Annotated in this window: 18 protein-coding genes and 1 pseudogene; 9 read left to right on the forward strand and 10 right to left on the reverse strand. The window is 47.0% G+C overall.

Annotated elements, in window-relative coordinates:
• Positions 1-98 precede the first annotated feature (98 nt).
• A complete protein-coding gene (locus C7R94_RS14380; protein WP_106782157.1) occupies positions 99-1,625 on the reverse strand; it encodes an AbgT family transporter in 1,527 nt (508 codons plus the stop codon).
• A 406-nt stretch (positions 1,626-2,031) separates the two neighbouring features.
• Here C7R94_RS14380 and C7R94_RS14385 point away from each other — a divergent pair, with 406 nt between their 5' ends.
• Positions 2,032-2,541, forward strand: coding sequence for a molybdopterin-binding protein (locus C7R94_RS14385; RefSeq protein WP_106782160.1), 510 nt, complete (start codon positions 2,032-2,034; stop codon positions 2,539-2,541).
• A 76-nt stretch (positions 2,542-2,617) separates the two neighbouring features.
• Here C7R94_RS14385 and sda read toward each other — a convergent pair whose 3' ends face one another.
• Both sda and C7R94_RS14395 read right to left on the reverse strand, forming a co-directional pair.
• Positions 2,618-2,755, reverse strand: coding sequence for a sporulation histidine kinase inhibitor Sda (sda, locus tag C7R94_RS14390; RefSeq protein WP_007725857.1), 138 nt, complete (start codon positions 2,753-2,755; stop codon positions 2,618-2,620).
• Between the two features lie 274 nt (positions 2,756-3,029).
• Positions 3,030-4,241, reverse strand: coding sequence for an ornithine--oxo-acid transaminase (locus C7R94_RS14395; protein WP_106782162.1), 1,212 nt, complete (start codon positions 4,239-4,241; stop codon positions 3,030-3,032).
• A 202-nt stretch (positions 4,242-4,443) separates the two neighbouring features.
• On the opposite strand from C7R94_RS14395, the gene C7R94_RS14400 reads away from it, so the two are divergent.
• Positions 4,444-5,856 (forward strand): sigma-54 interaction domain-containing protein, encoded by a 1,413-nt coding sequence (locus tag C7R94_RS14400; protein ID WP_233220572.1) that lies wholly within the window; start codon positions 4,444-4,446, stop codon positions 5,854-5,856.
• Positions 5,857-6,397: 541 nt separating this feature from the next.
• The gene (locus tag C7R94_RS14410) at positions 6,398-7,786 is read left to right on the forward strand and encodes an amino acid permease (protein WP_106782167.1); all 1,389 of its coding nucleotides are present in this window, start codon (positions 6,398-6,400) and stop codon (positions 7,784-7,786) included.
• 282 nt (positions 7,787-8,068) lie between these two features.
• Here the strand turns inward: C7R94_RS14410 and C7R94_RS14415 are convergent, their stop codons facing one another.
• The gene (locus C7R94_RS14415) at positions 8,069-9,286 is read right to left on the reverse strand and encodes an MDR family MFS transporter (protein ID WP_185746353.1); all 1,218 of its coding nucleotides are present in this window, start codon (positions 9,284-9,286) and stop codon (positions 8,069-8,071) included.
• 134 nt (positions 9,287-9,420) lie between these two features.
• Here C7R94_RS14415 and C7R94_RS30995 point away from each other — a divergent pair.
• Positions 9,421-10,300, forward strand: a pseudogene (locus C7R94_RS30995) (LysR family transcriptional regulator).
• Positions 10,301-10,308: 8 nt separating this feature from the next.
• Here the strand turns inward: C7R94_RS30995 and C7R94_RS14425 are convergent.
• Positions 10,309-10,977, reverse strand: a complete 669-nt coding sequence (locus tag C7R94_RS14425; RefSeq protein WP_106782170.1) for a phosphatase PAP2 family protein — start codon at positions 10,975-10,977, stop codon at positions 10,309-10,311.
• Positions 10,974-11,426 carry a YaiI/YqxD family protein gene (locus C7R94_RS14430; protein ID WP_106782172.1) on the reverse strand — a complete coding sequence of 151 codons (453 nt, stop codon included), beginning with the start codon at positions 11,424-11,426 and terminating at the stop codon, positions 10,974-10,976. Before C7R94_RS14430 ends, C7R94_RS14425 begins: the two co-directional genes overlap by 4 nt.
• Positions 11,427-11,495: 69 nt before the next feature.
• Here C7R94_RS14430 and C7R94_RS14435 point away from each other — a divergent pair, with 69 nt between their 5' ends.
• A complete protein-coding gene (locus C7R94_RS14435; RefSeq protein WP_047068769.1) occupies positions 11,496-11,822 on the forward strand; it encodes a hypothetical protein in 327 nt (108 codons plus the stop codon).
• 66 nt (positions 11,823-11,888) lie between these two features.
• On the opposite strand, the gene C7R94_RS14440 is transcribed toward C7R94_RS14435, so the two are convergent.
• Positions 11,889-12,809, reverse strand: a complete 921-nt coding sequence (locus tag C7R94_RS14440) for a S8 family peptidase (protein ID WP_106782174.1) — start codon at positions 12,807-12,809, stop codon at positions 11,889-11,891.
• A gap of 187 nt (positions 12,810-12,996) precedes the next feature.
• On the opposite strand from C7R94_RS14440, the gene C7R94_RS14445 reads away from it, so the two are divergent.
• Positions 12,997-13,269, forward strand: a complete 273-nt coding sequence (locus C7R94_RS14445; protein WP_106782176.1) for a stage VI sporulation protein F — start codon at positions 12,997-12,999, stop codon at positions 13,267-13,269.
• A 115-nt stretch (positions 13,270-13,384) separates the two neighbouring features.
• Here C7R94_RS14445 and C7R94_RS14450 read toward each other — a convergent pair whose 3' ends face one another.
• The 3 genes from C7R94_RS14450 to rnz all read right to left on the reverse strand — a co-directional run bounded on the left by C7R94_RS14450 (position 13,385) and on the right by rnz (position 14,867).
• Positions 13,385-13,474: a YjcZ family sporulation protein gene (locus C7R94_RS14450; RefSeq protein WP_100169674.1), complete on the reverse strand. Its 90-nt coding sequence runs from the start codon at positions 13,472-13,474 to the stop codon at positions 13,385-13,387.
• Between the two features lie 168 nt (positions 13,475-13,642).
• A complete protein-coding gene (locus tag C7R94_RS14455; RefSeq protein WP_088907054.1) occupies positions 13,643-13,867 on the reverse strand; it encodes a hypothetical protein in 225 nt (74 codons plus the stop codon).
• A 43-nt stretch (positions 13,868-13,910) separates the two neighbouring features.
• Positions 13,911-14,867, reverse strand: a complete 957-nt coding sequence (gene rnz, locus C7R94_RS14460; RefSeq protein ID WP_106782481.1) for a ribonuclease Z — start codon at positions 14,865-14,867, stop codon at positions 13,911-13,913.
• 126 nt (positions 14,868-14,993) lie between these two features.
• Between rnz and C7R94_RS14465 the strand changes: the two genes are divergently transcribed.
• From C7R94_RS14465 to C7R94_RS14475, 3 genes are read left to right on the forward strand one after another with little or no spacing between them, the layout of a single operon-like run.
• Positions 14,994-15,986: an ABC transporter substrate-binding protein gene (locus C7R94_RS14465; protein WP_106782178.1), complete on the forward strand. Its 993-nt coding sequence runs from the start codon at positions 14,994-14,996 to the stop codon at positions 15,984-15,986.
• Positions 15,987-15,992: 6 nt separating this feature from the next.
• Positions 15,993-16,796: an ABC transporter ATP-binding protein gene (locus C7R94_RS14470; RefSeq protein WP_106782181.1), complete on the forward strand. Its 804-nt coding sequence runs from the start codon at positions 15,993-15,995 to the stop codon at positions 16,794-16,796.
• Positions 16,777-17,583: an ABC transporter permease gene (locus C7R94_RS14475; RefSeq protein WP_106782184.1), complete on the forward strand. Its 807-nt coding sequence runs from the start codon at positions 16,777-16,779 to the stop codon at positions 17,581-17,583. The genes C7R94_RS14470 and C7R94_RS14475 overlap by 20 nt, the downstream gene beginning before the upstream one ends.
• Positions 17,584-17,643: the final 60 nt, after the last annotated feature.

Raw genomic sequence — 17,643 nt, forward strand, 5'->3', positions numbered from 1 at the left:
CACATACATACCCACAGCATAAACCGTCTTTTTCCAATTGTCCAAGCTTCTCGTGTACGAAAAAAAGAGCCGCCCTCATGAGCGACTCTCTATTTAGACTAGCGAACGTATACGCCAGGACCAAATGGGAGATCGAGGAAGTACCATGCTGTCAATTGCAAGATCCAAACGACCAGGAAAACGATTGCAAATGGAGTCATGGTAGAGAAAATCGTTCCCATACCTGCATTCTTATTATACTTCTGGTAGAAAGCCAGGAAGAGCGGGATGTACGGATTCACAGGTGAGATTGTATTGGTTGCAGAGTCCGCTATCCGATAAGCGACTTGGATAAACGCCGGATTGTAATCCAGCAGCATCAGCATTGGCATGAATACAGGCGCGAGAATCGCCCACAGCGCTGAACCACTCGTGATAAACAAGCTACAGATTCCTGTGAAAAGGGTGAAGGCAATAATGATCGGCAAGCCTGTCAAGCCCATGTTTGTCATGAATTCTGCCCCATTGACAGCCATCAAAATACCAATGTTGCTCCAGTTAAAGAACGCGATGAACTGTGCAGCTGTAAACGCTAACACAATAAAGCCGGACATATCCTTGATGGCTTCGGACATGTAATGCGGAATGTCCTTCGATGTTTTGATCAGTCCCATTGCTCTACCGTATACAAACGATACGGTCACAAAGAACAGCAGGATGATAGGAATGATCCCTTTCAAAAACGATGAGGTCAAGAAGTCACCTGTCTTTGGATCGCGCAGCAATGAACCTTCCGGAACGACCAGCAATCCTACAATCACTACGAAAATCAACGCTGCGATACCGGCTTTGCGCAGTGCTTTGTTTTCCTGGGGAGTTACTTCTTCGAATTGTACGTTTCGATCTCCGTGATACGCGCCAAGACGCGGTTCGATAATTTTATCGGTAATCCATCCTCCAAAGAAAGCGAGGATGACAACGGAAGCAGACATGAAGAACCAGTTATCTACTGGTGTAACCATTGCATTCGGATCAATCGTTTTCGCTACTTCGGTACTAATCCCTGCCAAAAGAGCATCTGTACCGGCAATGAAAAAATTCGCTGTAAAACCGGAGGATACACCAGCCATACCAGCTGCAAAGCCTGCAATCGGGTGACGCCCCATTGCCAAGAACACGAGACCGCCAAGCGGAGGAATAATAACCATGGCTGCATCAGAAGCAAGATTTCCCAAAATACCGACAAAAACAATTGCATAACTGACAACCGCTGCCGGAATGCCTGCCATCATTTTGCGTAGAACTGTCGTCAAAAGACCGATTTTTTCTGCCAGTCCAATTCCAAGCGTCATCGCCAGAACGAGGCCAAGTGCTGGAAATTCAATAAAGTTTTTCAGCATACTCGTTAAAATCCAGTGAATACCTTCGACGCTAAGCAAACTCTTAACGGCAACCGCTTCGCCTTTTGCAGGATGCATAACCGAAAAGTCCATGGCTGCGAGAATTGCAGAGACTACCATCAAAATGCCACACAAAATAATGAATAGTACAAATGGATGCGGGAGCTTATTCCCTACTGTTTCAATCCACTTTAGAATACCTTTTTGCTTCATCAGATCTACTTGCACATTCGTGCCTTTCGCCATAGTTCCGCCCCCTAAGTCGTTTGAATTCCCTGAATGTTCCTGCGACTTTGCAACCATCCTCGGGATGAATGATGTGGCCTTCCTTCTCTAGCGCTCATCGTCGTTGATGGTTAAGCGGGAGAAAGACGAAGTGACTATCCTACTCTTCATGAAAGCCCTTCCAAAATTCGAAAGGCTTGTACACTCTGCCTTTTATCTGACTCCAACTTTTCAGTAGGAGTTCAAATAGCTCAGGCAAAATTCACTCTCACATAATAACTTTCTAATAAGATTATATATTCTATAAATTACATGTCAATAATTTTTAGACTATTTTATGAAATTTTCGCTTTTTGGATAATTGCTGTCATTTGCGAGTCTATAGTAATATAGAGATTGATTATGAACGACCACGGAGGAATGACGTATGTCTGATGTTATCGTGTTCAAAGGAGCTATTGCTTTCCCTATTACATTGGATCCAACCGTTTGGGTTTTTGATGAACGCAAATTTGATCTGAAAACATACTCGGGCGAAGATGATAACTCGCTTGCTACCCAAGCTAAGTATCTGGCTGGCACGGGTACGCAGTGGGATAAGGAATTACGCGAAGGGGCTACGCTTCCTTCCGAACGAAAAAGCTTAGCTGAAGAACGTAAGGTGCTAGAGGGTGAGTACGGAATTCGTCTTGATCCCTTCATTATAAACGCTGAGCCCCTACCAGAGGTGACTCATGTCCGTCTTCACCGCGAGAATCAGGAAGCGATCGTTCTTCCACTTGCAGAGGCTAGAAGGGCCATCCTGCAATTCTCCAAGGACGGCAAGCCTATTAAAGAGGATGGTCCTGTGTACTTTTATTTGCCCGAAGTATTGCTTGCTAATGAAGAACCGATTAAAGGAATTACTGCTTTCGAGTTTATTACGGAGCAAGCATAAGATAACAAAAGCCATCCTCCGTCGGTAAAAGAGGATGGCTTTTGCCATATGTTACGTATGCGTGATGATTTTCCTCTTAGGCGCTGAACTGCGTGATACGGATATTCCGATGCTGTAGTTCTTCGCGAAGCAATTCGATAAAAGCTGCATCTAGTTGAAGGTCGACAGCTCGATGATATACTTCTATCAACATTTGGTCACTTAAGTATTTCACCTTTGCTCACCTCCATCTTTAATATGAGCCCATTGTAACAGAAGCATTTGTATCGAACAACCGTTCGGATATCCACAGCCAATGTGGACATCTTGTTGGTAACATGTGGGCAAATTGTGTGTAACTTATAAGCATCCAAGCATTTCCTTTGTGGATGTTTTTTTCCTTTTATCCACAGTTAGTCGAAATTTGTCGAACGAATGATGAGACTATTCTGTTATAATGAGCCCACTAAAAAAAGCCACCCTGTACAGGATGGCTTTCGTTGTTGCTATTATGCGTTTGCAGCTTCTGTCACGTGCAGAACTTGCTTGATGCGATCAATTGCCCAATCCAGATCTTCTTTGCTGATAACGAGTGGTGGTGCAAAGCGAATGGTTGTCTCATGTGTTTCTTTGCACAAGAGTCCCAGTTCTTTTAGTTTTTCGCAATATGGACGAGCCGCTGTAGTCAGCTCCAAGCCAATGAACAGACCGCGACCGCGAATTTCCTTGATGATCGGGTTGTTGATTTCTTTTAATTTCTCCATGAAGTATGCGCCCATTTCCAGGGAGCGCTGTACAAGACCTTCGTCAGCCAATACATCCATAGCTGCGATGGCAACTGCACAACCCAGTGGATTTCCGCCAAAGGTAGAACCGTGGGAGCCTGGCTCAAATACGCTCAAGATTTCTTTATCTGCTGCTACTGCGGAGATCGGGAACACGCCACCACCAAGAGCTTTCCCCATGATGTACATGTCTGGTACTACATCTTCCCAATCGCTGGCAAACATTTTACCTGTGCGACCAAAGCCTGTTTGGATCTCATCGCTGACCAGAAGTACATTGTTTGCTTTACATACCTCTTGTGCTTGCTTCAAGAAGCCCTCTTGCGGAATGATGATTCCTGCTTCGCCTTGGATCGGCTCCAGCATGAATGCTGCTGTATTTGGTGTAATCGCTTGCTTAAGCGCTTCGATATCACCATAAGGAATGATTTTGAAACCCGGTGTGAATGGTCCGAAGCCACGTCTGTACTCTTCTGCAGAAGAGAAAGAAGTCACTGTGACAGTACGTCCATGGAAGTTGCCTTCACATACGATGATTTCTGCTTGGTTTTCTGGTACCTTTTTCACATCATAAGCCCAGCGACGAACTGCTTTGAGTGCTGTCTCTACTGCTTCTGCACCGGTGTTCATTGGCAGGATCATTTCTTTTCCTGTCACCGCAGAGAGCTTTTCGTAGAATTCACCCAGTTGGTCATTGTAAAAAGCACGGGAAGTGAGCGTTACTTTATCAGCTTGATCTTTCAGAGCTTGGATGATACGTGGATGACGATGTCCTTGGTTCAGCGCAGAATATGCACTCAGCATATCCAGATATTTATTGCCTTCCGGATCGTGTACCCATACGCCTTCTGCTTTGGAAATAACGATCGGTAGCGGATGATAGTTGTGCGCACCAAATTTTTCTGTTTGTTCAATAACCACGTTTGTTTTACTCATGTCGTTAGCCTCCTTCAAGATCACTTGCTAAAATTATCTAGCAAGAACGATGCCAAATAGAAAAAACCCACAAAGTCGATCCAATTGAGTCAGACGAGCAAAAAATTTTTGCATCTGGTATTCATATTCTTTTGCAGTGCATAATGTTTTTGCACTCATTCCCTTTATGCTATGATACCCTCATAAGGAAAGGCTGGTGACCATGTTGTCGTCTTCTATGCATAATGCTTCAGCTGACACTCTCCTGCGCATTTATGAACATATTTTGGACAGAATGAATGAAGGTGTACATGTCATCGATTCGGATGGGACAACGATTGTCTACAATTCAAAAATGACCGAGCTGGAATCGATGACCAGACAAGACGTTTTGCACAAACCTTTGGCAGAGGTTTTTCAGTTCCCGTCTGGACAAGAAAGTACCTTGCTCACGTGCTTGCGTACCGGAAACAGCATTCGCAATACACGACAAACGTATTTCAACGACAAGCAAAAGGAAATCTCAACCATCAACAATACTTACCCCATCATTGAAAATGGTAAGGTCATCGGCGCAATGGAAATCGCAAACGATGTTACCAAAATGGAGCGATTGATCAGAGAAAACCTGCTGCAAAAAAACGGGTCACGCTACACATTCGAGCACATTATCGGGAGAAGCGGTCCTATTCTCGATGTCATAGAAAATGCCAAACGCGCAGCACGCACCTCCTCATCCGTTTTGGTAGTCGGTGAAACTGGTGCCGGGAAAGAGCTGTTCGTGCAAAGCATTCATAATGCCAGTCTGCGTGCATCTGGTCCCCTTATTTCACAAAACTGCGCTGCACTTCCGGATAGCTTGATCGAAGGGCTTTTGTTTGGAACTGCTCGCGGAGCATTTACCGGCGCAGTAGAGCGGCCTGGATTGTTTGAGCAAGCGGAAGGCGGAACACTTTTTCTCGACGAAATCAACTCGCTTAGTATGCCACTCCAGGCAAAATTGTTGCGTGCTCTGCAAGAGAAGTCAATTAGACGTATTGGTGACACAAAGGATCGATCGATTGATGTACGAATCATTGCCGCTATCAATGAAGATCCTGTTGAGGCAATCGCCAATTCTCATTTGCGAAAAGACCTGTACTACCGCCTCGGAGTCGTCACGTTATTTCTCCCCCCGCTTCGGGAACGCAAGGAAGATATTCCGATGCTGGTCAGCCATTTTATCGAAAAATACAATGAGCTGTTCCAAATGGAGGTAAGAAGCATCAGTGACGAGGTTCTGCAATTTTTTATTCAGCATGACTGGCCTGGCAATGTGCGTGAGCTTCAGCACTTGATTGAGGGGGCCATGAATCTGATGATTGACGAATCAACCATCCGTTATGAGCACTTGCCTTTACACTTTTTGCGTCGTATGCCAGCCGCTTCTGTAACGATCGAGCAACCCTCCCCTCCCGCATTGCCTTTTGTTGACGAAGGAAAGCCGTTGAAGGAAACGATGCAAGAATTTGAAACAGCATATATCCACCATGTTGTGGAACGCTATAACGGAAATATTTCACGAGCAGCCAAGGAATTACAAATCAGTCGTCAAAGTTTGCAATATCGTTTGCGTAAGTTGGGAATCAAGGGATAAAGAGTACCATTAAAGCGCATTTTGGTTTGAGTCAACATTGTGGAGGAGAAGAAAAAGCACAGTTCTCTTCGACTCTGACACGCCTGCAAGGGTGATTCACTGCTCGTCTACACATCAAAAAGGTGCCCGTCGATCCAAAGCCACCCTACGGGCGGACGTTTCTCATAGAAGAAGTGTTCGACAAGCGTAGTCCCCTTTTTGAAGTTCCGACTGGGTAGGCGCTGTCAAGGTCTACGAGCCCTGCGCTTTTTCTTCTCGACAGTTTTGTTGGTTCATCGTTCCCTTTTAAAAGCTTGTTAACTTCATTTCTATCAGTCCAGTTATTACCTTATCATTTTTAATAAACGCCAAGAGATTTGGCGTTTTTTTAATTATTTTGCATCAACCTGCCGAATCATTTTGCGCTTTTTGCCAGTATCTACCTCAAAAATAATATTTTCATAAAGTATTTCATTTGGTATCATTCTTGCAGAGCATATATGGCTATCGCGCTGAAAACGCATACATCCATTTAACATACTCGCGTGAAGGAGAGGGTTATATGTCCCAAAGCAACATGGATCAGCACAATCAATTGAAACGCACGATGAACAGCAGACACCTTTTTATGATTTCACTTGGGGGCGTAATCGGAACCGGGTTATTTCTCGGATCAGGTTATACAATCAGTCAGGCAGGACCAGTTGGTGCCATTCTATCCTATTTAGTCGGCGGCTTTATCATGTACCTGACTATGCTATGTCTGGGCGAGCTGACAGTTGCCATGCCAGTGGCAGGTTCGTTCCAAACATATATGACCCGCTTTGTTAGCCCCGCACTTGGGTTTGGTGTAGGCTGGTTGTATTGGCTAGGATGGGCCGTGACGGTTGCTTTGGAATTGTTGTCAGCGGGATTGCTGATGCAACGATGGTTCCCTGATTCACCTGTTTGGATGTGGTGCGCAATCTTCGGTGTAGTGCTCTTCTTATTAAATGCTTTATCTGCTCGAGCGTTCGGTGAATCTGAGTTCTGGTTTTCCAGCATTAAAGTAAGCGCTATCATCTTGTTCATCATCTTGGGTGGAGCTGCGATGTTTGGCCTTATCGACCTGAAAAACGGTCAGCCTGCGCCAATGTTCACCAACTTTACAGAAAGCCCGCTTCTCCCCTTTGGAATTACAGGCTTGCTGATGACGATGATCACCGTGAACTTCTCCTTCCAAGGTACCGAGCTAATCGGGATTGCGGCTGGAGAGAGTGAGAATCCAGAGAAGACGATTCCAAAGGCCATTCGTACGACAGTTTGGCGCACACTCGTTTTCTTCATTCTGGCGATTGCCATTGTGGCAGGGATGATTCCACACCAACAGGCAGGTGTGATTGAAAGTCCGTTTGTCGTCGTATTTGACAGCATTGGGATTCCTTATGCAGCTGACATTATGAACTTCGTTGTCCTGACAGCACTTCTGTCTGTGGCCAACTCTGGTTTGTACGCAGCAACTCGTATGCTTTACTCCCTGTCCAAAGAAGGAATGGCTTCGAAAAAGCTTGGAGCCGTAAATGGAAAAGGGATTCCGATGAACGCTTTGTTGATTACTTTTGCCATTGCTCTCTTGTCTCTTCTGTCCGGTATTTTTGCAGAGGATACGGTGTTCATGGTATTGCTGTCTATCGCTGGTCTCGGCGCACAGGTGGGTTGGATCTCCATCTCCGCTTCGCAGCTCGCTTTCCGTCGCCATTACCTGAAAAATGGCGGCAAGCTGGAGGATCTGAAGTTCCGTACACCTTTGTACCCTGTACTGCCTTTGATCTCCTTGATCTTGAACTTGCTCGTTCTCGTGAGTCTGGCATTCGATCCAGAACAGCGTATCGCCTTGTACTGCGGAGTTCCATTCATGATTGGAGCAATATGCGTGTATCAATTCCATTTTAAAAAGAAACTCGAAGCGTAAATCAAAAAGAAAAGCTTGCAGCCCCTACTTTCAAGAAGGGACCGCAAGCTTTTCATGTTTTATATGCGATGCGTTAGGCTTGGCAATGCTACAATGAGATTCGGACAATTTCCGTAACGACTACCATGGCAAAGACTGCAAATCCAAGGGAACTCGTTACCAGCAACATGCGCTTTAGCTTTTTCATATCTTCCATAAAATTCCCTCACTTTCTTGCGCCAATCTTCTCTATCGTTATATACGTATGAACGATGGAAAATGTTTCATTTCGCCCAAAAATATTTATGAGCGAGCTATTTTCTTTAGATCATTCCCGATTTGTCCGGTTTGTTGTTCCATGCGATGCAGCATCCAGGCCACCCAAAACCCGATGACCAAACAAATGGTCCACGGCAGCCACGGCGTTTGCAAGCGCAGCCCCACATCGTACACCCATCCTCCCGCTACCTGTCCGAATGAACCCCCGATGGCAATCGAATACCCGTTGAAGCCGTAATAGGCACCCACCAAGTCCTTGGGAGCAAAACGGGGAACGACATCGACCAGATTCGGAACAGCAATCATAGTACCCAGTGCAAAAAGGAACACATCCAAGAGAATGAGCCACAATGAGTCGGCAAACGTGAACAAAAATAGTCCCACGCTCATAAACAACGTCCCGATGCCAATCAAGGTAAGCCTTTGCTGATAACCCTCCAGCAATTGTGTCACTTTCATTTGAAATAGGATCACAAACAGCGAAAGCGCAGAAAGCACGATCCCTACATTCACCTTGCTATGCGTAACATTTTCAACAAACAGCGGTATCGTTAAGAACACCTGCATATTCAAGTAGTAATACCCCATCAAAATAAAGGTATATCGTACAAACAGCTTGTCCTTCACTACCGTGGACATACTTTCCCATATACTATGCCGTGTATTCGTGGCGCGAATCGGTGGGAATAAAAAGAAGATCACGATGGCATTCACTCCGAAAACGGCCCCTGCAAACAGCGAAATATACGTAAAATCAATAGCCGAGAGTGCTGTCCCTACGATTTGGGAACCGACTACCGCAATATTACCAAGTACATTGCGAAGGGAGAAAACTTCTTTTCGAATGGCTTCGGGGGTGATAATCGCATAGGCAGCAGAGCAAGCAGGCTCAAACAACGCCCCACCCAATCCGGAAAGAATCGCGGCAACAAAAAAGTGCCACGTCTCGGTACAAAAAGCGAACATCGCAAATCCAACGGCACGTACGCCCAATCCAAGGAACATCGCCCCTTTGTATCCGAATGCATCCGCGATCACACCGCCTAAAAAGGCAAGACCTTGCTGGGAGAACTGTCTGACACTCAGGACAATCCCTGCCATCGCCAGTGTCCATCCGATGCTGCCCGTCAAATACAAAGTAAGATACGGGATTAAGGCATAAAAACCCATATTCATCATAAAAGATGTGCTTAACAAGAGCTTCACTGAAAAGGGCGTTTCTCGCCACCATTCCCACTTCATTCCAATACCCCTCGCTCTCCCGATAGCCCACATGAAATAAGGATATCCCCAGCTTAGCGAACAGGGTATAATTTGGGAAACGAACATTTTTGTATATGGTAATCAAATATTTAGATAAGAGGGATTCCAACTGTATGGACTTCGAACAATTACGCGCTTTCTACACATTGGCCCAAACGAAAAATTTCACCAAGGCTGCGGAAATGCTCCACTTAGTCCAGTCTACGGTGACAATGCGAATCAAGCAACTGGAAGAAAAAGTTGGCAAACCTCTTTTCATTCGTGATAAAAGAAGTGTTGAAATTACCCAAGCAGGCTTAACCCTTTTACCGTATGCTGAGAGAATCCTCAAACTGTCCCATGAAGCCTTAAATGAAGTCGCTTCCCTCCAGCCTTATGAAGACTATTTATCAATCGGCAGCTTAAACGCGATCTGGACTTCCACCCTCGAGCCGATCTTGAAAGAGTACCACTATCGGTATCCGCAAATTGCGATCAGCACAAAGACAGGCCACTCGTCCGATGTTATCCAGTATTTGCTGGACAACGTTTCAAATCGGAATTGTATACGTTCCCCCATCCTTGCCTAACTTTGACGTCATTCCGACGTGGGATGATGAAATTGTCTTGGTTTGCTGTCCAGAGAGCCCCATTGCCGCATTTACACATGTCGATTCGCGCGAGCTGCGCAATCTGCCGCTGCTGTACATGAATTGGGGCCCTCCTTTTAACGAGTGGATTAGACAGACACTGCCGCGTAATTACGTACCCAAGCTGACAGTAGACAAAGCGGAGCTCGCTATCGATCTGATCAAAGAAGGTCTCGGCGTGAGCTTGTTAACGCGCTCTACCGTCAAAGCCGAGCTTGCGGCAGGTACTTTGAAGGAACTGATCATAACAGGCAATAAGCCTCCCAAACGGTCGGCGTACATCGTTTTGCCAAAGGACAAAAAAAATAAACCCAGCGTAGAAAAATGGCTGAGTTTAATGAGTGAATTAGGGTATTCCACTTAGCTTCGTGATTATCTGGAATGCGGTATGGGGTCGACGACCGTGCTTCGTCTCCCCATCCATTCTTCATAGCCAAGACGGAGGAGGAAGTACCAGCACATTGACAGAAAAAAGCCGGTAAGCACATCACTCAAATAATGAACGCCCAAGTACACACGGCTGAACGCGAGCACTGCCACGAAAAGAAAAACCGCAGGCTGCACAAGCGACGACCATCTTTTCTCCGCAAACCATTGGGCAATCCAAGACGCGACCATGCAATAAAAGGCTGGTCCAATCATCGCATGGCCACTCGGAAACGAAAAGGACTCCGGCAACTCAATCAGATTGACGCCACTCGGTCTAGGTCTGGCAAAGAACAGCTTTAAGAGCTCATTTGCGACTTCACTGACACCGAGGGAAATGAGAACAAACATTGCCTCCACACGATATTTCTTTATGTATAGGACAACAATCATCATCACCGCTACTGGTACAAGGAACATGCCTCCGCCCAGATTGGTTATCAATCGAAAAAAAGCAGTCCCAACATCAGAGCGAATCGACTCCGCAAATGCAATGGCAGCTTGATCCATACCTGCCACACTCCCCGCTACAAAAAGGGCAAACATGATCATAGCAAGAACAGCAAACGTTAGTGCTCCTCCTACATATCCATTTTTTCTAGTTGTCTGATTCATTGTTGATCTCCTCTTTCCATCAAAAAGCGCAAGGACTCAGCAAATCGCTGATCATCTTCACGCGTGCGAGCAGCAGGCCCTTTCGTACGACCTCCCCCGCGTCGATATCTGGCTTTTTCATTCCGTTCTTCCAAATGAAACGCTATCCGTTCAGGGTCAAAAACCATTCCGTGCGGCGTCAGGGCATGGGCTCTCTTCCCGAGGATGAGAGCTGCCAGACCAATATCCTGCGTCACCACGACATCCCCTGCAGTCGTTTCGTTTGCCAGCTTCATATCTACCGCTTGTGGGCCGGCATCTACCGTCACATGATTGGCGTTTCCAATTTGATGATTATAACTGGCAAAGGTCAAACAGATCCAGTCGAGCTCCTTGCACAATGCTTGGGCAGTTAAGAGAGCCTGGCGCGGACAAGCATCCGCATCGATAAGAACACGTCCCTTTGACATGGTTGCTCCTTTCGTGTGTATTTCTCTCCCCGTACCGATTCATTTTTGGTATGATGGAGGTGGAGAGGAGTGAGTTCACCTTTGCGCTATCAATTTATCCTTGATGAACGGCTAGGTATACGACTTCCCGTGCTGCATTTGGAATGGGAAGATTATTCGACTGTAGAAAGAGCGGACATGTTGCTGGAATGGGAAGAAATCCGCGCAACCATTCCGGATCAAATACACCGGGTAGAGAAGGTTATCATTGAGAAAACCAAACAAATGTCCGAAGAAGAAAATTTCGTAAGATCTTGCGAATTGAACAGTGAGATTCACGAATTGGCCAGTGTTATTAACGATCTTAATATATGGTTCCGTGTCCAGCAAGACCATGACACCAAAATCCATCAATAATTCGTTTATGAAAATCCAGCAGCTCCTTGGCTTTTTTTAGCCTTGGAGCTGTTTTTTCGTGGAACGCTATGCTTTTTTTCGCTTGCGACCAATTTCTAGCGCCTTCAGCCCTGCCACATGCGGGGCAGCCATCGAAGTACCATTCAGCTTTTTAAACTGATTGCCCGGCCACGTAGACAAAATATCAACCCCGGGTGCCTTCATATTTACTCCCTTGCCTCTCGCACTGAACGACGCCAATTTTCCCGTTTGGTCAATCGCGCTAACCCCTAAGACGCCATCGTACCGGGCTGGATACTCCGCTTCGCCCCCTCCGTTGCCTGCAGAAGCTACCAATACGATTCCTTGCTGATGGGCCCGACCAACTGCTCTCGCCATTGCTTCGCTGTATTGGGGCATACCAAAGCTCATGTTGATCACATCCATCTTATTGGCAATCGACCATTGCAGAGCCTGCAAAATGGTAGACAAAGATGATTGACCTTCATAATCAAAAGCACGGACGTCATACAGATGAGCCTCTGGAGACACCCCGACAATTCCTCTTTGGTTCATCTCGGCTACGATGATCCCCGCGACATGCGTACCGTGTCCATTTTGTTTGCCGCGCACGAGCTGGATGCCACCCTTTATTTGATCCTTCAAATCAAAATGATCGCGGGAGATTCCCGTATCGATGACAGCGACCTTGACGCCTGCTCCACGCCCCTTTCGCCACAGTCTTTGTGCCCCCACATATCGCACGCCCCACGGTATCTCATCCTGCCCTTCCGCATGAACGTTTACGGTAATGTTCTCTTCCACCATCGCTTTATACCTTCGAAAAAGCTCCTCATGCTGCTCAAAAATCTTTTCTTTGACACACAAGCAAGAAAGGTCATCATAGCATCGCCATGGAAGTCTCTCGGTTTTGGTCAGAACCTTGGTTTTCAAATCTGACAGTATCTCGGTAAATGGCGTATCCCGATGAAAGCTGACAATTTTCAACCCACTAGCCTCCTGTCATGCATCGTTCTGACTCATCCTATGTCACGGCTCCCCCTATGGGTTTGGGCCATTGCACAACGTTAAGCAAAATAGGCGAATCGCGGAGTGAATCTGTCCAAGCGAACTCCCTTGCTTTTCCATATAACTGCATAGGGCAGGTGTATTCTTTCGAAAGGAGCGAAGCATCATGGCAAAAGCAAAAGGAAAAGCAAAGGCAAAAGTCAAGCTCAAAGCGAAGGGCAGTCCACGTGATTTATTGAAATCCATCAACAAGAAAAGCAAGAAAAAATGGACGATGGGTGATGTACGTTCGCTGGCAAAAGACTTCTCCATGAAAGACTTGAAGGATGACAAGAAATTAAGCGAGCTGATTAAAAAAGTCAGCAAGGCGGTTGGTGTCAAATTATCCGACCGACAAATGTCCAGTGTAAAAAGGCAAGTACATGATCGCCTCGGATAAGATATGTCTCCCCCTAGCCCTCGCCCTCTTTGGTTGGCGAGGGCTTTTTTATGCAAAAACAAAAGAGAGAGCGAAAAATCGCTCTCCCTCCTGGCGAAGCTACCCAGTGTTTTCGTTAGTCGCAAGAGCAAGCAACGATAACGAGCAATACGAACAACACCAGTATTAAAGCAAAGTCGTCAAATCCTCCGTTAAACAGACTCATTCGCTTTCCCTCCTTTGCCAGCAACTAGTCATACTGTATGTGCGAATGCTCAAAGATGATTGGACTATCGCCTATACAAGACCGTTTTTCACGGTTTTACACAGTTGCTGAAAAATGGAGTGGAGATTTTTGAAGGTTTCCCATCTACTCATCTCCTGACGATGTGTGTTATTTCCAGCCTGCAATGACTTCGTAAAAAAGCCCGTCCTTCCGGTAATACGCTTCGGATTTGGAGAAGTTCAGGTAGGTCTGTGCCTCTGCAAGCTGCTCTCCCGTCAAAATGACCTGACGTTGCTTGTTCACTTCGTCTCGATATTCGACAACGAGGCTGACTTCTTCCGATTGACAATGTTGAATAAGCTCTTCTGGTGTAGCAAAGGTAATCCGTTTCATGCTCCCCCACCTCCTCCATCGTGATCATTCATTATAGCAAGGATTATTTCTTTCTCCCATCGTTTCTCTCTCGCTTAACAGAAATGCTGCCGAGATCATCAGCTAATTGGGTCGCCGGAAAAATTTGCTGTGCCTCTGCCAACAAATCCTCCATCGAAAAATCCCCGTCTTCATCTTCATAACGTGGACTGAAGTGAGTCAGACACAGTTCTTTCACGCCCGCCTCTTTGGCAATTTGAGCCGCCTCACGTGCTGTGGAATGTCCGCTTCTGGTCGCCAGCTCCTTGTCGTGATGGGCGTAAGTCGCTTCATGGACGAGCAAATCCGCCCCTTTTGCCAGCTCCAAAACCGCTTGGCTCGGCTCCGTATCCCCACTGAAGACGATTTTGCGTCCTGGCTGGGGCTCTCCAACGAAGTCCTTTCCCTCCAGAACACGTCCATCCTCGAGTGTGACCTGTTCTCCTCTTTTCAAGGCTCCAAACAACGGCCCTGACGGCACCCCGGCCTGCTTTGCCCGTTCTACTTGAAATGCTCCTGTCTTTTCCTTTTCCATCACAGCATACGCAAACGAAGGCACGCGATGTTTCGCCATTCGACAGCTCACTACGATCTCTTCGTCCTCGTAGATTACACCTTCACTGACGATTTTTATTTCCAATGGATATTGCAAATGAACCGGGCTTGCCTCCATGACAGCTCGAAAATATCGGTCGAGTCCAGGTGGTCCGTACAGCTCTAACGGAGTCGGTTCAGTATTGCGCAAAGATCGGCTCGCAAGCAGTCCGATCAGTCCATACAGATGATCCCCATGCAGATGCGTGATAAAGATTTTATCCAATTGACTAATTTTCATCGGTGCTCGCAGTAGCTGGTGCTGAGTCCCCTCTCCGCAGTCAAACAACCACCACTTTCCTGCCTGTAAAAATCGCAAGCCGATCCCACTCACGTTTCTTCGCGTAGTGGGTGCACCTGATCCGGTGCCTAAAAATGTAACGATCACGCTATGTCCATCTCCTTTTTGGCCTTCCCTCATCATGTGCCTGTCTCTATCTCTAGGCATTCACCCTTTTTTGTCTGGGCGCATAGCCTACAACATACAAAGCCTAGCAAGGAGGGACTCCTAATCATGAAACGATTTTTGGCGCTGGGGCTGGCCGCTTTTCTCGTTATGACGGCCGTCTTGACTGGCTGCTCCAGCACTCCCGAAAAAATAAGAATTGGTGAAGTGACTCGTTCTTTGTTTTACGCCCCGCAATATGTCGCACTTGAAAAAGGATTTTTCAAGGAAGAAGGTCTGGAAGTGGAGCTCTCAACCATTCCCGGCGGAGATAAAGTGATGGCGGCCCTGTTATCTGGCGGCATCGAGGTCGCACTCGTCGGCTCCGAGACCAGCATCTACGTCTCTCAGCAAGGAGCTGCCGATCCTGTTGTCAACTTCGCGCAGCTCACACAGACGGACGGCACCTTCCTCGTCTCCCGCACCAAAATGGATGACTTTACTTTCGACAAGCTAAAAGGCAGTGTCTTCTTGGGCCAACGGAAAGGCGGCATGCCGCAAATGGTCGGAGAATATGTACTCAGAAAGCATAACATCAATCCGCAAACCGACGTGGAACTCATTCAGAATATCGAATTCAAAAATATCGCGTCTTCCTTCGCATCTGGTACCGGAGCGTATGTACAGCTGTTTGAACCGGAAGCCTCCCGCTTTGAACAGGAAGGAATCGGCCATGTTGTCGCCTCTTTTGGCAAAGAGAGCGGAACCGTTCCTTACACTGTCTTCATGACAAAACAAAGCTATATCGACAGCAACGCAGCAGCTATCCAAAAGTTTACCAATGCGGTCTACAAAGGGCAACAGTGGGTTGCCAGCCACAGTGCAAAAGAAACGGCTGATGTGATCGGCAAGTACTTCGAGCAAATCGATCCGAAGATTCTGGAAACCGCTGTACAGCGTTACCTCGAACAGGGCTCCTATGCGACAGATCCCATTCTGGACGAAAAGGAATGGAGCCAGCTACAAGATATTATGGATTCCGCTGGTGAATTAAAGCAACGCGCTGATTACAACAAGCTGGTAAACACCACTTTTGCTACCCAATCCAAGGAAGGGAAATAGGCCGTCATGAAGCAAATTTCTTCTACGCCGGCAAAAATAGAACTCGGCCACGTGACCCATCTTTATTTATCCACGACCAGGGCGTTCATGGCGGTCCAAGACATTAACCTGCGCGTGGAGGAAGGCGAATTCATTTGTCTGGTTGGTCCCAGCGGTTGTGGCAAGACGACGCTGCTCTCACTCATTGCAGGGCTTGAGAAGCCGACAGCAGGCAAGGTGTGGATCGACGGAAGAGAAGTCAACGGAACGTCTAGGCAAGTTGGCTACATGCTGCAGCAAGATTATTTGTTCAACTGGCGCTCCATCGAAGACAACGTGTTTCTCGGGCTCGATATCCAAGGCATCCGCACGAAGGAAACAGAGGAATACGCGCTACATCTGCTCGATGAAATGGAGCTGTCTGATGTGCGCAAATCCTCTCCCCTGCAGCTGTCAGGCGGCATGCGGCAACGGGTTGCACTCGTCCGAACACTCGCCTGTCAACCTGATGTGCTGTTGCTTGACGAACCATTTTCGGCATTGGACTATCAGACTAAACTCAAGCTCGAAGACTTGATCTTTTCAACACTGCGTCGGCATAAAAAGACGGCAGTCCTTGTGACACATGATCTCTCCGAATCGATCGCGATGGGCGATCGTGTTTATATCTTTTCACGCAACCCGGGACGCATCAGCAGCGAGATTGTCGTACCCAGCCCGATCCGGGATGCTCTGCCATTCGACGCCAGAAATCATGATGGATTCCAAGACTTGTTCCATCGCGTGTGGAAAGAGATGGAGGTAGTATCTGATGCAGCCAAAGGAAATTGAATCCGTCCATCGCCGCTACTTGCAGCTAGAAAAGCGTATGAGCTTTTCCGTCTTTACCACACAACTGTTCCTCTTTCTCGTTTTTCTCGGTTTATGGGAGCTGTTGGCTCGAACCAATACCATTAATGCGCTCATCTTCAGCTATCCTTCCAAGATTTGGGCTCAATTTTGGTTGCAGCTGCAAGATGGCAGTCTTCTCCCGCATGTCGGCTTGACCGTGTGGGAAACGATTATCGGCTTTCTCTTGGGAACGATTTTGGGAACCGTCATGGCAACGATCATATGGTGGTCCCCTTTTCTCTCCCGCGTACTAGAACCTTATCTGGTGATTGCCAACAGTATGCCAAAGGTAGCCCTCGGTCCGGTTTTCATCGTCGGCTTTGGTCCAGGTTTGCTCTCCGTCATAGCCATGGGGTGCGCGATCTCAGTCATCATCACCACGATCAACGTCTATACCAGCTTCAAGGAAGTTAATCAAAACTACGTCAAAGTCGTGCAAACACTTGGAGGGAGCAAACGGCAAATCTTCACGCTCGTTATTTTGCCAGCGACCATCCCAACCCTTCTCGCTACGCTGAAGGTAAATGTCGGACTTTCGTGGGTCGGCGTCATCGTCGGAGAGTTTCTCGTATCCCAGCAAGGCTTGGGGTATTTGATCATATATGGCTTCCAAGTGTTCAATTTTACCCTGGTCATGATGAGCTTAGCCATTATCGCGGTCATCGCTACCTTGATGTATCAAGGCGTAGCCTATATAGAGCGGCGGCTCACCAGCCAGTTTAAATAGATGGCTTCTAAAAAACGGTGCCAACCATCTACCGGGGATGATTGCACCGTTTTTTCATGG

Origin of the sequence: Brevibacillus sp. NRRL NRS-603 (assembly GCF_003013445.1) — a bacterium.
GTDB classification, from domain to species: Bacteria; Bacillota; Bacilli; order Brevibacillales; family Brevibacillaceae; genus Brevibacillus; species Brevibacillus formosus.

Bases quoted from the DNA above. Each gene is read 5' to 3' on its own strand.
- C7R94_RS14450 (WP_100169674.1), bottom strand. From the start codon at position 13,474: ATGAGTCTGTTTAACGGAGGATTTGACGACTTTGCTTTAATACTGGTG.
- C7R94_RS14385 (WP_106782160.1), top strand. From the start codon at position 2,032: ATGTCTGATGTTATCGTGTTCAAAGGAGCTATTGCTTTCCCTATTACA.
- C7R94_RS14380 (WP_106782157.1), bottom strand. From the start codon at position 1,625: ATGGCGAAAGGCACGAATGTGCAAGTAGATCTGATGAAGCAAAAAGGT.
- C7R94_RS14470 (WP_106782181.1), top strand. From the start codon at position 15,993: ATGAAGCAAATTTCTTCTACGCCGGCAAAAATAGAACTCGGCCACGTG.
- C7R94_RS14425 (WP_106782170.1), bottom strand. From the start codon at position 10,977: ATGAATCAGACAACTAGAAAAAATGGATATGTAGGAGGAGCACTAACG.
- C7R94_RS14445 (WP_106782176.1), top strand. From the start codon at position 12,997: ATGGCAAAAGCAAAAGGAAAAGCAAAGGCAAAAGTCAAGCTCAAAGCG.
- C7R94_RS14430 (WP_106782172.1), bottom strand. From the start codon at position 11,426: ATGTCAAAGGGACGTGTTCTTATCGATGCGGATGCTTGTCCGCGCCAG.
- C7R94_RS14475 (WP_106782184.1), top strand. From the start codon at position 16,777: ATGCAGCCAAAGGAAATTGAATCCGTCCATCGCCGCTACTTGCAGCTA.
- C7R94_RS14410 (WP_106782167.1), top strand. From the start codon at position 6,398: ATGTCCCAAAGCAACATGGATCAGCACAATCAATTGAAACGCACGATG.
- C7R94_RS14455 (WP_088907054.1), bottom strand. From the start codon at position 13,867: ATGAAACGGATTACCTTTGCTACACCAGAAGAGCTTATTCAACATTGT.
- C7R94_RS14400 (WP_233220572.1), top strand. From the start codon at position 4,444: ATGTTGTCGTCTTCTATGCATAATGCTTCAGCTGACACTCTCCTGCGC.
- C7R94_RS14395 (WP_106782162.1), bottom strand. From the start codon at position 4,241: ATGAGTAAAACAAACGTGGTTATTGAACAAACAGAAAAATTTGGTGCG.
- C7R94_RS14415 (WP_185746353.1), bottom strand. From the start codon at position 9,286: ATGAAGTGGGAATGGTGGCGAGAAACGCCCTTTTCAGTGAAGCTCTTG.
- C7R94_RS14465 (WP_106782178.1), top strand. From the start codon at position 14,994: ATGAAACGATTTTTGGCGCTGGGGCTGGCCGCTTTTCTCGTTATGACG.